Source organism: Streptomyces sp. NPDC002566, assembly GCF_042889585.1.
Classification (GTDB): Bacteria; Actinomycetota; Actinomycetes; order Streptomycetales; family Streptomycetaceae; genus Streptomyces.
This window is the reverse complement of sequence record NZ_JBIARD010000014.1, coordinates 63,173-76,635: the sequence shown is the minus strand read 5'-3', so window position 1 is coordinate 76,635 and position 13,463 is coordinate 63,173. Positions and strand designations below refer to the sequence as shown.

Sequence of the window (13,463 nt, the reverse complement as noted above, 5' to 3'; positions counted from 1 at the left end):
CGTTCCCCGGGATTGCGCCATCCGCAGGACACCGTGAGCAGCCGTCCCGGTGCGGCGGCGCGCCGCCTGGCACCTTCACCGCCATGTGCCCCAACTCCACCTCCACCGCATGCCGCTGGGACGGCAGCCCCCGCGACCCCGGCCCCGACGCCCGCTGCGCGTGGCCGCCACCAGCCCCAGCCGCCTGCTGCGCACCGGCCAGAGCAGCCGCTGCCGCGCGTGCGGCAACCCCATCGACTTCTACCAGCGCACAGACCAGCGCCCCATCGCCCTGCACCCCGCCGAACTGGCCGCTGCCCTCGTCCCCGTTTCCTGCCGCTGGCACCTGAGCTGCGGCATCGCCCACCCGCACGGTGACGGCAGCGCCTGGTGCCGCATCCCGCACGCCGTGCTCTGCCCGGCCCGCATCCCGACGCTCCGCCTGACCTCCCACGTCGAGGAGATGCGCCGCCGACTCGGCGTCCGATCCCGCCGCCTGATCGACTCAGGGGTTTTCGCCCCGGCCGCGCCGCCCCCGCCCGAGCCGGACGCCAGCAGCGCCCGGCCTGCCCGCCCCGTCGTACAGCTGCTGCTGGGCCGCTATCTCGCCGACCGGCCGATCGAGGACATTCGGTGTGTGGCCCAGACCCGGCACCGCCGCCGCTGTCCGCTGCCCGTACTGGCTCCCGGCACCCCCAAAGGGATCTGGAAGCTCCTGCCCGCCGGCCCCCAGCGCGGCCAACTCACCCTGCCCACCGGACCGATGGCCGTCTACGACCTCAGCCGCCTGCCGTACGGCGAGCAGCTGCGCTGGCGCACCCAGCACTGCCCCGCCCATGCCGCAGCGCCGAACGCCGCCGACCTCGCCCTGGCCGGATGGCAGGTCTTCGACCCCCTCCTGCACGCAGCCCACATCCGCACCCGCCTCCCGCATGCCCCCGGCGACCAGGCGTGACGATGGCGCACCACGCCCTGGAAATCACCCTGACCCGGCCCCTCACCACGGCCGAACTTCAACACGCCGCCCGCACGATGCGGCTCGCCCCCGACCGCGCCGCCACCCGGCTCATGACCGTCGTACGCGCCAAGACCCCTCGAAAGGCCATCACCCGACTGCGCCGCCAGATCGGCACACGGCTACCCGTCGACGTCATCACCACGCACTACCCCGACCGAAGCGGCAAGATCCTCCTCAACGTGGCCTTCGCGTCCGCCGCACACACCGCCCTCAGGGCAGCGGCCGACCGAGCAGCACAAACACCCCAGCGCTTCCTGGAGCTGGCCGTTCACCAGGACCTTGCCCAGCACGCCGCCGCCGAGGCCGACCGCCTCGAACGAGCCCTGCAGCACCTGCTTGCCCACACCACCCCAGCCCATCTCATCGCGGCCGTCGGGCACTGCCTGACCCGCACCTCCGGAGCCGCGCCGTGCTGAACCCGACCGACGAACAGGCCGCCGCAGCCGACGCCTTCCATGCCGGCGAACACCTGTCCCTGCAAGCCGGCGCGGGCACCGGCAAGACCACCACCCTGACCCAGCTCGCCCACGCCACCCAGCGCCGCGGCCGCTACCTCGCCTACAACCGGGCCATCGCCCAGGACGCCACCAGGCGCTTCCCCAAAAGCGTCCTGTGCAAGACCGCCCACGCCCTGGCCTACGCCGCCGTCGGCCACCGCTACACCAGCCGCCTGGGCGCCCCCCGCCGCCCCGCCTGGCAGACCGGCCAAGCCCTCGGCATCACCAAAGCCATCCGTGTCGGCGACCGCGACCTGTCCCAAAAGACCCTCTCCTATGTCACCCTGCGCACCGTGGCCCGCTTCTGCCACACGGCCGACGCGACGATCACCCGCCACCACGTCCCCCAGCTGCGCGGCCTGGAAGAGCCCAGCCTGCACGCGCAACTCGCCGCCCACCTCGTCCCGTTCGCCCGCAAGGCGTGGCTGGACCTGCAGCACCCCGACGAGGGCGCCGTCCGCTTCGACCACGACCACTACCTCAAGATCTGGGCCCTCACCCAGCCGAAGATCGACGCCGACTTCCTGCTCCTGGACGAGGCCCAGGACACCAACCCCGTCGTCGAGAAGATCTTCCTCGCCCAACGCGACCACGCCCAGCTGGTCATGGTCGGCGACTCCGCCCAGGCCATCTACCACTGGCGCGGCGCCAAAGACGTCATGGCCGGCTTCGACGGCACCCAGCTCGCCCTGTCCCGGTCCTTCCGCTTCGGCCCCCGCCTCGCCGAGGAAGCCAACCGCTGGCTGCACCTGGCCGACGCCCCCATCCGTCTCACCGGCGCCGACGCCGTGCCCACCGAACTCGGCCCCGTCACCCGGCCCGACGCGGTCCTGTGCCGTACCAACGTCGGCGCCATGGCCCAGGTCATGGAGCTGCTGTCCTACGGACACCGAGTCGCGCTGGCCGGGGGAGGAGACAGCCTGCGCGCTCTGGCCCTGGCAGCCCGCGACCTCAAAGAAGGACGCCGCACCACCCACCCCGAACTGGTGCTGTTCACCACCTGGGGCGATCTGCAGGACTACGCCGCCTACGACCCCGCCGGCCGCGATCTGCAACCCCTGGTCGACCTGGTCGACACCCACGGCGCGGACGCCACCCTGGCCGCCGTGGCGCATCTCGCGCCCGCAGACCAGGCCGAGGTAACCGTCTCCACCGCGCACAAGGCCAAAGGCCGGGAATGGGCAAAGGTGAAGATCGCCGACGACTTCACCCCACCCTCCGACGGGCCGCCGGACGGCACGGGGCAGACAACCCTCCGCCGGATCGACGACAAAGAGGCCTGCTTGGCCTACGTAGCCGTCACCCGTACCCGGCACCGCCTCGACATCGGCGGCCTGTCCTGGATCAACGAGCATCCGGAAGGAGCACCGGCCGGTCCTCAGCCACCGCGGTGATGCCCAGGGCGGTTCCGGGCGTTCGGAGCCTCCGCCTGGAAGATGCACGGGGAGCAGCGGCACGGAATCGCAAGGGACGGGCGGCTGCCTCTGTCGGTGACGGCGCATGCGAGAAGTCCTCAATGGCAGCCCGCTGTCCACAGCAGGCCCCCAGCAGGCTTCTTGAGCTATGGACATCAGCTCACCGGGCATCGCCCGGCACAACAAGAAGACGCCGCGCTGCGAACACCACGATGCCCTCCTCCGGCCAGAGCAGCGCACCGAGTTCGCGGCCCGGTTCCCGGCCGGCCACCAGGCGCAGATGGCGTTCCTCCTGGCCCACTACGCCGGCAACGCCTCCCTGGTCGCCGCGCTCTTGGGCACTGGAGTGCGTACGGTGCGCCGCCACTGCCGTGGGTGGCCGCCACCGCCCGGGCTCCGGCTGCGCCGGGCCCTGCACCGCCGTGTCGTGGACCTCGTGTGCCCCCGGTGCCTGTCCGATCGTGCCGTGGAACAGGCGCGCCAGGAGAATCGGGAAGCCCGGCGCGCGACCCGACGGCTTCCGCGTGATCCCGGCGGCATGGATCGCTGACACACCGGGTGCCCGAGAACCTTCAGCTCCCTCAGAACACTGAAAGCTTTTCTGCATTAATGACAGTGAAAAGCTGATGTAGATGCGAAAGTTGCATGGATTCAGGTAAGATGGTGGCATGGGATTGCGCTTGGAGGAGTCGCTGCGGCTGACGGTTGCCGCGCTGATGCAGGTGACGGGCGAATCGCAGCGGTCGGTCGCGGGGGTGCTGGGACTGACGCAGACGCAGGTGTCGCGCCGGCAGTCGGGCGCCATCTCCTGGAGCCTGCGCGACGTCGACGTCCTGGCCGAGCACTACGGCATCGGCGCGCTGGATCTCCTGGCGGGTCCGACCAGAGCGTGCGAGGCGCTGCCCGCCGACAGGCGCCGTACCGTGCGAACCGAAGCGAGGGGGACGGGCCGGTGAGCGACTTCGACGCGATCGACTCGCTGCTCGACGCCGTCGGCCCCCAGGCCGAACTCCCGCCCTGCCACGTGCGCCGCGAGCTGAGGGAGCGGGCTCGGCTGTCCAAGGCACAGGTGGCACGCGCGCTCGGCGTGAGCCCCTCAACCCTCAGCGGATGGGAAAGCGGCCGGGACCCGGCCGGCGAGATCCGCACCAAATACGCCTACCTGCTGGACGGACTGAACGCCAAGCTCGCCACCGAGACCGAGACCGAGACCGAGACCGAGACCGAGGCGGCGCCGGCTGCGGAGCAGCCCGTCGCGTCAGGCACGGCCCCGACTGCCACCCCCTTGTCTTCGCCCGACCTCGGCCAGGACGAGGACGGGGACGACGTGGAGCTGCTCGTCGCCCCCGAGCCCTGCGTGCTGTGCGGCCATCCCGCCGGACAACGCGTGGCGGGGTTCGCTCAGCACCTGGCCCCGGCCGACTGCCGGCCCACCGCCACCGGGGCCCCAGCTGCCCCGCCAGCCGGACAGCCCACCGCGCACACCTTGAAAGCGCCGCTGCGCACGCCACGTCCGGCGCGGGCGACTAAGCGTTCCACGGGCCCGGCCCGCCACGCGTTCCAGGAGACGTCCGGCCCGGTCGACCTGATCCGTGAGGCCGTGCAGGGTGCGCTTGCCGAGCACCGGGGCGACGTCGACGCAGCCACGGCGGCGCTGGTGAAGCGGGCCATCCCGGACGCGATGCGACTGCTGGACGAGACCCGTAAGGGCGCCCGCTACGACGTGATCGCGCACCCCTGGATCCCCGACATCCTCAAGAAGCAGACCGCGCGCGGCGCGGACCAGATCTGGGAAGCCCGCCCCAAGTGGACCCGCCACGAACTCCCGCCCGGCCGGCATCAGGTGACCTCGCTCGACATCAACGGCGCCTACCTCTCCGCCCTCAAGACGCACCTCCCCCTGGGCCAGCTCGAGCACTCCACCGGCCTCGCCCACGACCGCCGCCGCTCCGGAGTCCACCTGATCACCCCGCCCGAGTGGGAGCACGAGGCGGTGCTGCCCAACCCGATCGGCCAGCGGGACGAGCCCGGCCCCCTGTGGGTCACCGAGCCGACGCTCCGCCTCCTGCTGCGCCTGTCCGGCCCCAGGCACCAGCTGTGCGAGCCTCCTCAGATCCACGAGTCGTACACCTCCGGGGCCACGGAGAACCTGCTGGAGAAGTTCCGTATCGCCCTGAAGGACGCCCGCGACACGGCGATCGAGCAGCGCGACAGGGTGACGCTGGAGTACGTGAAGGCGATGTACTCGAAGTTCGTCTCCACCATGGGGGAGTCGAACTACAACCGGGAGCTCTACCGCCCGGACTGGATGCACCTCATCCGCAGCCAGGCCTTCGCCAACCTCTGGCTCAAGGCACTCAAGGCCCATGACGAGGGCCTGGCCGTCGTCCGGGCGATGGGCACCGACGAACTCCACGTCATCGGTGACTGGCGCCGTGTCTTCGCCGAAGGCCGAGCTGTTACCGAGGTCAAGGTCAAGGACACGTACACCGCCGGAACCGACGACGCTGAGCACGAAGGCGAGGGGGAGTAGTGCCGGAGAAGAACATCGACTTCGGGAGGTTCGGCGCCCGGGGCATCAAGGGCAGCGACGCCGTCGCGCGCAAACTCGATGAACTCGCGGGCGGCATCGCCACTCCCGTGACCGCCAAGCGCGGCTGGATGGCGCGCCTGCACTACCTGACGAAGTCGACCCAGACCCTGAAGGCCGCGCAGGACGCCGGACTCACCGTGACCCGCCGGACGCTGAAGGCCTGGCTGGAGGGCAAACGCCGCCCCTCCAAGACCAGCCTGGAACGCATCGACCAGGCGTACCGGACAGTGCGCCGGCACAACGTCGCCCGCCATCTCCTCAGACGCCTCAACCGCGACGGACGCGGCACCCGGGTGGAGATCCACCCGCTCAACCAGTCCCAGGTGCCGCAGCAGCTGCAGCGCGTGGTGGAGTACCGGACGATGAACGTGCGCCGCTGGGACCGCATCGTCGGCTCCTGGGCGGCCGGCGACCATCAGGGCCTCGACGCCGCGTGGCAGGACACGATCGTCGACCTCGGCTCGCAGTGGGGCCAGTACGAGTACGTCACCAACGTCGGCTTCGCCGCATAGAGCCCGCGCCGAAACGTGGTCTTCGGCGCCTGCTGGGATGGCGTACGGTAGGGGACACCGACGCGGGGTGGAGCAGCTCGGTAGCTCGCTGGGCTCATAACCCAGAGGTCGCAGGTTCAAATCCTGTCCCCGCTACTGCCGAAGAAGCCCGGATCTACACGATCCGGGCTCTTTCGCGTTCCTGGCACGCTCTCACGTCTGGCTCCTGCCCGGCAGGAGGCCCGGCCGCCCTTGCTGCCTGCCCGAGGTGATCGATCTCAGGCCGTTCTGCTGGACTCTCTGCGGCGAACAGAGGAGTCCTCGGTGACGGCTGGGATTTCGCAGCAGGTCCTGATCTGAACAAAGCCGGTCTGCGCAAGCCGCCGTGCCGTGCGGACCTGCGCCGTGGCCCACCTGGCCGCGCGGTATGCCGCCCGCAGGCCCTGGTGCCAGGGCAAGAGCGGTAGTTCTACCGTGCGGTCGGCGACATAGCACTGTGGCAGGGAATGGGCGGGATTTTGGAACGTTTGGACGAGACGGCCGTGCCCCATCGGGTGGGATAGTCGGGGCCGCCGGGTGCGGCCGAAGTCGGATGAGGCAGGGTGAACGCCATGGTGACCTTGGCCAGCCCGTCGGTGGGCACGTCGGTACGCGCAGCCTCTGCGGCCGTGCTGGATCCTGCCGCGCTGTCTGTCTCGCTCCAGCTGATGGGCAGCCAGGCGCTACTGTTCTACCGCCTTGACGAGGAAGAATGCGCACGCCGCACCCGCGTCTCAGCGACCCGTCTGGACAGTCTCGACGCGCTGCAGACTCTTCTGGAGCTGCCCGTCGACGAGCCCGTCGACCTCGCCTCGCTGCCCGCACGGCTGCGTGCGGCGGTACGGCGGCTTCCGGCCGGCGCCGCCGACGTCGATTGCCGTGAGGTCACCCGGCGCGCGGTGCGGCCGCTCACCATTGATCTCGCCGTGGTGCGGGCAAGCGCCGCTGGCTGGCGCGGAGGACTCGAACAAGCCGGCCGTTTCGCCCCCTTCTGCCGGCGCGCCCTGCTGCTGGACAGCGCTCCACCGGCGGCTGAGGAGATGCTGATGGAAGCCGCCTTCTACGGCATCGGCGTCCTGGCGGCAGACGGCGAGAGCGTGGACATGCTGCTGGAACCCCGGCCTTACATCCCGCGCCGCCACACCCCAGCAGCTTGGTGCTTCATCGAGGAGTTCCACCACCGCATCGGCTAGTCACACCTCACCGCGCTCCACTCCCGCCACCGGACGCGCCGCGGACGAAGTCTGCGAGGCGACGGGGGCCTGCGCCCACTGCAGCAACTGCGCGGGCACCTTGAAGGCGCTGAACCCGGGATGGTCGAGTTCCGCGTTGAGGACCGGGTAGCGGTCCACCGCGCGCCGGCAGCGCTGCTGCCACCACGCGGGCCGCCCGGCCGGCTCGACAGCGTCCATGGTGCGCAGCCATTCCATCAGCACCGCGGCGTTATGGGCGGCGGCCGGCACCTGCCAGTGATTGTCGACGAAGGTGTCCAGCACGAGCCCGTCGCAGGCCGCACACCGGCACACCGGCGCCAGCCCCGCGGCGAACCGCTTCGCCAGCGTCTCGCCGAGGAAGAAGTCCATCAGCTCCGGCAGCAGCACGGAGGGGGAGTTCGGTCCGCCCGCGGACCGCTTGGCGGCCTGGCCGGGCGGCACGATGTGCCGCACGCTGCTGGTCGCGCCGAAGGCGGTGAACACCGCCCCGTGGGCGAGGGCCCCGAACGCTGCGAGATCGGCACGCAACAGCGCCGTGCCGGGCACCTCCGCCAGCAGCCGCTTGAGGTTGCCCACCGCCTGGGAGAAGCCGGCCAGCGGGTCCATCTGTCCGCCGAGCATGACCGCCTTGGGGTTCGGCACGACATTGAGCCAGGCGATCAGCTGCCCGACCGCGTCGTCGCGCAGCCACCCCACGTCCATGGGAACACTGAAGAAGACGTGAGGGTCCTCCAGCTTGAGAACCTGGTGGACGGCGGCCTTGAGGGCGTCGGAGTCTTCCGCGTGCAGGTATCCGGTGGGCGTCATGGCCGCCGTCGCGCCGGCACGGTGGCCCACCTGCTCCTCGATCGACAGCTGCAGCGGGTCGCCGAAGGCCAGCTGGCCTTTCGAGACGTCGGGGAAGGGATCGTCCTCGCTGGCCGCCGCCATGGTGTAGACGGCGGGATCCGCGAGCAGCGGTCCGGTGAATCCTTCCTCGCGCAGTTTGCGGACCTTCGCCGCCGCCCCGGGACCGCTGACGACGAGCCCGCTGCGCACCGGATCGAGCTGCTCGCGGATATAGCCGACGCGGCTCACTCCGGCCTGCAGCAGCATCCGCCCCTTCAACTGCACAGGTACAACGGGGCTGTGAGGAGGGTCGGGGGGCTCCGCGGGATCGGAGCCGGCGCCCGGGCGCGGGGAGGGGAACGACTCAGTCATGGCCTCACCTTCGAAGCGGAATCCACCGTCGCGCCTTCACGCGGGGCGTACAGCAGCTGGAAGTCCTCGGGCAGTAGCCGGGCGCAGCGGGCCAGCTCTTCCTCGCTCATCCCCGCGGCCAGAGCGGAGCGGATCAGCCCGGGGACGTATCGGGGCCGCTCCCGGTCTATCTCGACCGGTTCGGCCGTGCGGTAGCCCAGCGCGGACATCTCCACCATCACGCTGCGGTACTGCCAATCCGTGACGATGTTCAGACTCTGCGCCCGGCGCAGCAGCGCGGCCATCGACACCTTCCACTCCCGCTTCAGCCGGGCCAGCAGTTCCAGGTCGACGCGGGGCGTGAAGGCGGAGCGGATGTCACGCGCGGGCATGAGGAACTCGGCGGCGAATTCGTCGGCTTGCCGCTCCTGTATGGCGCTATCGCCGGGGGACTGATGCAGGACCAAGTGCCCCAGCTCGTGCGCCAGGCTGAAGCGGTAGCGGTCTGCGGGCGCGTGGTGGTTGGCCAGGATGAGCGGCGGCTGCGTGCCGTCCCACTGGCTGACCGCATCGAGCCGGCCGCTGCCCAGATTACGCGCGACCACCAGAACTCCGGCCGTCTCCAGGGACGCGGTGAGGTCCGCCGCCGGGCCCGGCGGCATGCCCCAGGCCTTGCGGATCTGCCGGGCTGCATCCTTGGCGGTGGTCAGGGCGTCGAGTGCGACAGTGGGAATGGCTGCGGCCCGCACGCCGAGACCGGGTCGGCACGCGGCGATGCCCTGCAACTGAACCCGTGTCAGGGCGAGATGGGCATGTTGGCGCCGAAGAGCGGAGACGGTCAACGACGCACGCTTGCGGTGGTGGACCAGCCCCACGCCGACCCCATGCACCTGCGGATCCAGACACAGCAGCTCCGGCGGATACCCCAGCGCCGCCGCATAGAGCTCCAGCCGCTCTCCTGAGACCGCCAGCCGACCGCTCTCAGCGCGGCTTACGTACCCCTGCGATACCGCCGCGTCACCGCCGGAGCCCTTCATCATCGCCTCAGCCACGTCGGCTTGTGTCATGCCGCGGAACTCGCGGGCCACCACCAGCATCCCCGGCTGCGCCGAATGTACGTCGCTCACGTCGTACCACCTCAGATCAGACCTCAAAAGATTAGCCTCAAATATTCCTTCGTGTATCGAAGTTGACAAAAATGACAGAACGTCAAGGCAGCCTCTGGGGATGGGCGGGCGGCGTGACGCCGCTCGTTCACGCGGATGACTGCTCCTGGAACCCGAGACGAGGCTCGATTGGCCGTGACGCCCTCGGCGAAGTGCTCCGTCATGGCGGCCGCGACGTCCCGGGTCTCGAACCTCCGCTCCCGGCTTCCGGCCGCAGGGCCGTGCTGTTCCGGTCCGCGCTGGTCAAGACGTACGCCGCGAGGCCGTGCCGGTGCAGCACCCGGCTTCTGTGGCATGCGGCGTTCCAGCCCCAGCGCGCAGAGTCCCGCCTTACCCGGGCCAGACCCTAACTGACGCAAAAGGGGGAGCTGTTGCTCTGTGTCCCTCTAGGATGACTGCCTGCGATGAGTGCTCAGGTGCCTCATCTGCACGCGTAACGCCCGCACGCCACAACCCTGTCCGTCGCCCGGCGGAGCGGGGAGATACGGAGCAGCTCGACCGTGCACCTCATCCGCTTCTCCGCGTGCGGGTTCCGCTCGCTGACTCATGTACAGGACATCCCGGTCAGCAGCCCGACGATCCTGGCCGGCCGCAACGACGGCGGCAAGAGCGCGGTCCTGGCCGCGCTGGCCTTCTTGCTGGGCGAGCACCGTCTGACGGACGAGGACCGCACCTACCAGCAGGACGAGGGCGTCAAGGGACAGCGCTGCGCGGAGACATGGGTGGAGGGCGTCTTCCGCCTGGACACGGCCGAGCAGGCCGCAGCCGCCCCCTTACCGGCCGAGCTGCGCATCCGGCGCCGCTCACGGGCCGGCGAGGCGGCGTGCTGGGAGTTCTTCGGATCGCAGCCCGCCGACAACCGCCTGCAGGGCCTGGGCCGGCTGATGAAGAAAGACCTGGCCGAACTGGTCGCCGAGTTCGGCCTCGTCCCGTCGGGCACGCTGAAGGAAGACCTGCTGTCAGCGCTCACCGCGCACGCCACGACCGTCCCGCAGACCGACCAGTGGCAGCCGCTGCCGAAAGACCTCGAGGCACGTCTGCCGCGGCTGCTGGCATTCGGCGGCAAGGACGAGAGCCCCGACGACGCGGTGCGCACCGCCTTGAACAGCTGCTACGAGACCCACCTGGAGGACGAGACCCTCCAGGGACAGGTCCGGGAGATCGAGAAGGAGATCACGCAGCGGCTGGAGAAGGAAGCGGACTCCCTGTGCCGGCACATCCGCCAGCACTGCCGTGAGTTCGTCGGCGTGGACGTCAAGCCCGAGGTCTCCTTCAAGGGCGGCTTCAAAAGAGCGCCGCTGGAGGTCTCCAAGGCCGACGGCGAGCCCGTGGACCTGACCCGCTCGGGCCAGGGCAGCACCCGGCGCATCGCCCTCGCCGTGTGGGAGTGGACCAGCAGCCTCCTCGAAAGCAGCGAACTCGCAGCGACGGGCGAGCAGGACGAGCCGCAGCCCACGCAGACCATCGTCGTCTACGACGAGCCCGACACCCACCTCGACTACCGCCACCAGCGCACCGTCATGGACATCATCCGCAAGCAGTGCGCCCTTCCCCACGTCAGCGTCATCGTCGCCACCCACTCGATGAACCTCATCGACGGCGTCGACATCGCCGACGTCGTCCACCTCAAGCTCAGCGACAGCGGCCGCACCCTCGTCGAGCGCCTCGACGACGACACCCACGACGGCATCGACTTCCACCTCGGCCAGATCGCCGCCGCGGTGGGACTGCGCAACTCCGTCCTGCTGCACGAACGCTGCTTCCTGGCAGTCGAGGGCCCCACCGAGCAGCAGTGCGTGCCCCTGCTCTTCCGCCTCTCGCAGGGACTGCCCCTGCAGGCGGCCGGCATCGCCCTGTGGGCCTGCGACAACAACGAAGGAGCACTCCACCTCGCGGGCTACCTCGTCAAGCACCACCGCACCGTCATGCTGATGGTCGACGCCGACAGCCGCACCAATAAGCACTTCAAGACCGAGAAACTCATCAAAGCCGGCCTCGACCTCACCAAGCAGGTCGCCTACGTCGGCGAGAGCGACGGCTACAACGAGTTGGAGGAGCTCTTCAGCGACCTCCAGTGGGCGGCCGCCGCCAACGCCCACTGGCCCCGCCCCCAGGGCCAGCTGTGGAGCGCCGACGACTTCACCGAACACCGGGGCGGCAAGTTCAGCGAACGCATCCTCTACATGATCAAACAGCAGGCCGCGGAGAGCAGCCCCAACGGCAAGGCCGACATGCTCTACGCACTGGTGTCCATGCTCACCACCCCCGAAGAGGTCCCCCAGCAGCTACGGGACATCTTCACCGAGGTGCAGGCCCTCGCCTGCTGACCTGCTGCTGCGTTCGCCGCTGCAGCATGCGCTCCTTGCGCTGCTCAGTGGTCGGCGCCGTCCAGGCGTGCCATCCGGCCTCCGCAGTCCATTGCCGCGCGTGCGCGCGGGCTTCGATTCCGCACCACCGGCAGCCCCCGGGCGCCGCAGTGTGCTCGGTCCTGGCAGAACGCGATGACGACATCACATCCTCCTTCCCCCACTGCCTATCTTGCCTCCTGCCACTGACAATCACCCTGCGAGCCGCGTCCGGCTCCGCCACCCGGCCACGCAGACGAAGAAACCTTTCCCTCACGTGCCCCAAGCCCCCGAAACAAGACCGTTTATCGGGAAAACCGCCCGTAGCTCCCACCACTCTGGTTACGGTCTGTGCCCATGAGGTTCCTGCACACCTCGGACTGGCATCTCGGCCGCCGGTTCCACGGGGAAGATCTGATCGACCACCAGCGCAAGGTCCTGGACCACATCTGCGCCACCGCCCGCACCCAGAAGGTGGACGCCCTGCTGATCGCGGGCGACATCTACGACCGTGCCATCCCGAGCCTGGACGCGGTACGCCTGTTCGACCGGGCTCTGCACCAGCTCGCCGACCTCGGCATCCCCACCGTCATGATCAGCGGGAACCACGACTCGGCCCACCGTCTCGGTACTGGCTCCGGCCTGTACGCCAAAGCCGGCGTCCACCTGCGCACCGACCCCGCCGACGCCGCCCGCCCCGTCCTCCTCGACGACGAGCACGGCCCCGTCGCCGTCTACGGAGTGCCCTACCTCGAGCCCGCCCTGGCACGCACCCAGCTGGACGCCGAGACAGCCTCCCACCAGGCCGTTCTCACCTCAGCACTGGACCGCATCCGCGCTGACCTCGCCACCCGACCGGGCACCCGCTCCGTCGTCCTCGCCCACGCCTTCATCACCGGCGCCACCACCAGCAAAAGCGAACGCGACATCAGTGTCGGCGGCATCGCCCACGCCGGCGCCGACCTCTTCGACGGCATCCACTACACCGCCCTGGGCCATCTCCACCGCCCGCAGAGCGTCAACGACCGCATCCACTACAGCGGCTCCCCACTGGCCTACTCCTTCTCCGAGACCAACCACACCAAATCCCTTACTCTGGCCGACCTGCCGGCCGACGGCGCCCCCACGATCACCCGCCACGACATCCCGGCCGGCCTCCACCTGCCGCTGGCACGGCTGACCGGCCGCATCGAAGACCTGCTAACGAATCCCGCACACGAACCTCACAGCGAAGCCTGGCTACAGGTCACCCTCACCGACACCGCCCTCCCGTACGAGGCGATGGCACGACTCAGACAGCGCTTCCCCAAGACGCTGGACATGCGGCACGTACCCGCCGGCATCCCGGCGCAGGCCACCGACAGCCCCACCTACCGCGAACGGGTACGCGGCCGCGGCGACCTCGACATCGCCCACGACTTCATCACCGCCGTGCGCGGCACCCCACCCACCACCGCAGAGGCAGACCTCCTGCAAGAGGCCGTCGACGACATGCGCGTGCGCGCCCAGGAGAAGGAAACCGTCTGA

12 protein-coding genes and 1 tRNA gene are annotated in these 13,463 nt (G+C 70.0%); 11 read left to right on the top strand and 2 right to left on the bottom strand.

Features of this window, described 5'->3' with window-relative positions:
• Nucleotides 1-160: 160 nt before the first annotated feature.
• From ACFYXA_RS34725 to ACFYXA_RS34685, 9 genes are all read left to right on the top strand, one after another.
• Nucleotides 161-934 carry a DUF6083 domain-containing protein gene (locus ACFYXA_RS34725; protein ID WP_389040598.1) on the top strand — a complete coding sequence of 258 codons (774 nt, stop codon included), beginning with the start codon at nucleotides 161-163 and terminating at the stop codon, nucleotides 932-934.
• Nucleotides 931-1,413 carry a hypothetical protein gene (locus ACFYXA_RS34720; RefSeq protein WP_389040595.1) on the top strand — a complete coding sequence of 161 codons (483 nt, stop codon included), beginning with the start codon at nucleotides 931-933 and terminating at the stop codon, nucleotides 1,411-1,413. The genes ACFYXA_RS34725 and ACFYXA_RS34720 overlap by 4 nt, the downstream gene beginning before the upstream one ends.
• Nucleotides 1,410-2,888 carry a UvrD-helicase domain-containing protein gene (locus tag ACFYXA_RS34715; protein ID WP_389040611.1) on the top strand — a complete coding sequence of 493 codons (1,479 nt, stop codon included), beginning with the start codon at nucleotides 1,410-1,412 and terminating at the stop codon, nucleotides 2,886-2,888. Before ACFYXA_RS34720 ends, ACFYXA_RS34715 begins: the two co-directional genes overlap by 4 nt.
• A 169-nt stretch (nucleotides 2,889-3,057) precedes the next feature.
• Nucleotides 3,058-3,459 (top strand): hypothetical protein, encoded by a 402-nt coding sequence (locus tag ACFYXA_RS34710; RefSeq protein WP_389040592.1) that lies wholly within the window; start codon nucleotides 3,058-3,060, stop codon nucleotides 3,457-3,459.
• A gap of 118 nt (nucleotides 3,460-3,577) precedes the next feature.
• Nucleotides 3,578-3,865, top strand: a complete 288-nt coding sequence (locus tag ACFYXA_RS34705) for a helix-turn-helix domain-containing protein (RefSeq protein ID WP_070201824.1) — start codon at nucleotides 3,578-3,580, stop codon at nucleotides 3,863-3,865.
• The gene (locus tag ACFYXA_RS34700; protein WP_389040587.1) at nucleotides 3,862-5,442 is read left to right on the top strand and encodes a helix-turn-helix domain-containing protein; all 1,581 of its coding nucleotides are present in this window, start codon (nucleotides 3,862-3,864) and stop codon (nucleotides 5,440-5,442) included. Before ACFYXA_RS34705 ends, ACFYXA_RS34700 begins: the two co-directional genes overlap by 4 nt.
• On the top strand, nucleotides 5,442-6,014 hold the full coding sequence (locus tag ACFYXA_RS34695; protein WP_389040584.1) for a transcriptional regulator: 573 nt from the start codon (nucleotides 5,442-5,444) through the stop codon (nucleotides 6,012-6,014). The genes ACFYXA_RS34700 and ACFYXA_RS34695 overlap by 1 nt, the downstream gene beginning before the upstream one ends.
• Nucleotides 6,015-6,075: 61 nt before the next feature.
• A tRNA-Met gene (locus ACFYXA_RS34690) sits at nucleotides 6,076-6,149 on the top strand.
• 446 nt (nucleotides 6,150-6,595) lie between these two features.
• Entirely contained in the window at nucleotides 6,596-7,225 is a 630-nt protein-coding gene (locus ACFYXA_RS34685; RefSeq protein ID WP_389040581.1) for a hypothetical protein, read from the top strand.
• Here the strand turns inward: ACFYXA_RS34685 and ACFYXA_RS34680 are convergent, their stop codons facing one another.
• Nucleotides 7,226-8,446 carry a hypothetical protein gene (locus ACFYXA_RS34680; RefSeq protein WP_389040578.1) on the bottom strand — a complete coding sequence of 407 codons (1,221 nt, stop codon included), beginning with the start codon at nucleotides 8,444-8,446 and terminating at the stop codon, nucleotides 7,226-7,228.
• Nucleotides 8,443-9,552 (bottom strand): ImmA/IrrE family metallo-endopeptidase, encoded by a 1,110-nt coding sequence (locus tag ACFYXA_RS34675; RefSeq protein WP_389040575.1) that lies wholly within the window; start codon nucleotides 9,550-9,552, stop codon nucleotides 8,443-8,445. The genes ACFYXA_RS34680 and ACFYXA_RS34675 overlap by 4 nt, the downstream gene beginning before the upstream one ends.
• Nucleotides 9,553-10,091: 539 nt before the next feature.
• On the opposite strand from ACFYXA_RS34675, the gene ACFYXA_RS34670 reads away from it, so the two are divergent.
• Nucleotides 10,092-11,918, top strand: coding sequence for an ATP-dependent endonuclease (locus ACFYXA_RS34670; RefSeq protein ID WP_389040572.1), 1,827 nt, complete (start codon nucleotides 10,092-10,094; stop codon nucleotides 11,916-11,918).
• A 375-nt stretch (nucleotides 11,919-12,293) separates the two neighbouring features.
• Complete coding sequence (locus ACFYXA_RS34665) at nucleotides 12,294-13,463, top strand: exonuclease SbcCD subunit D (protein ID WP_389040569.1); 1,170 nt, start codon at nucleotides 12,294-12,296, stop codon at nucleotides 13,461-13,463.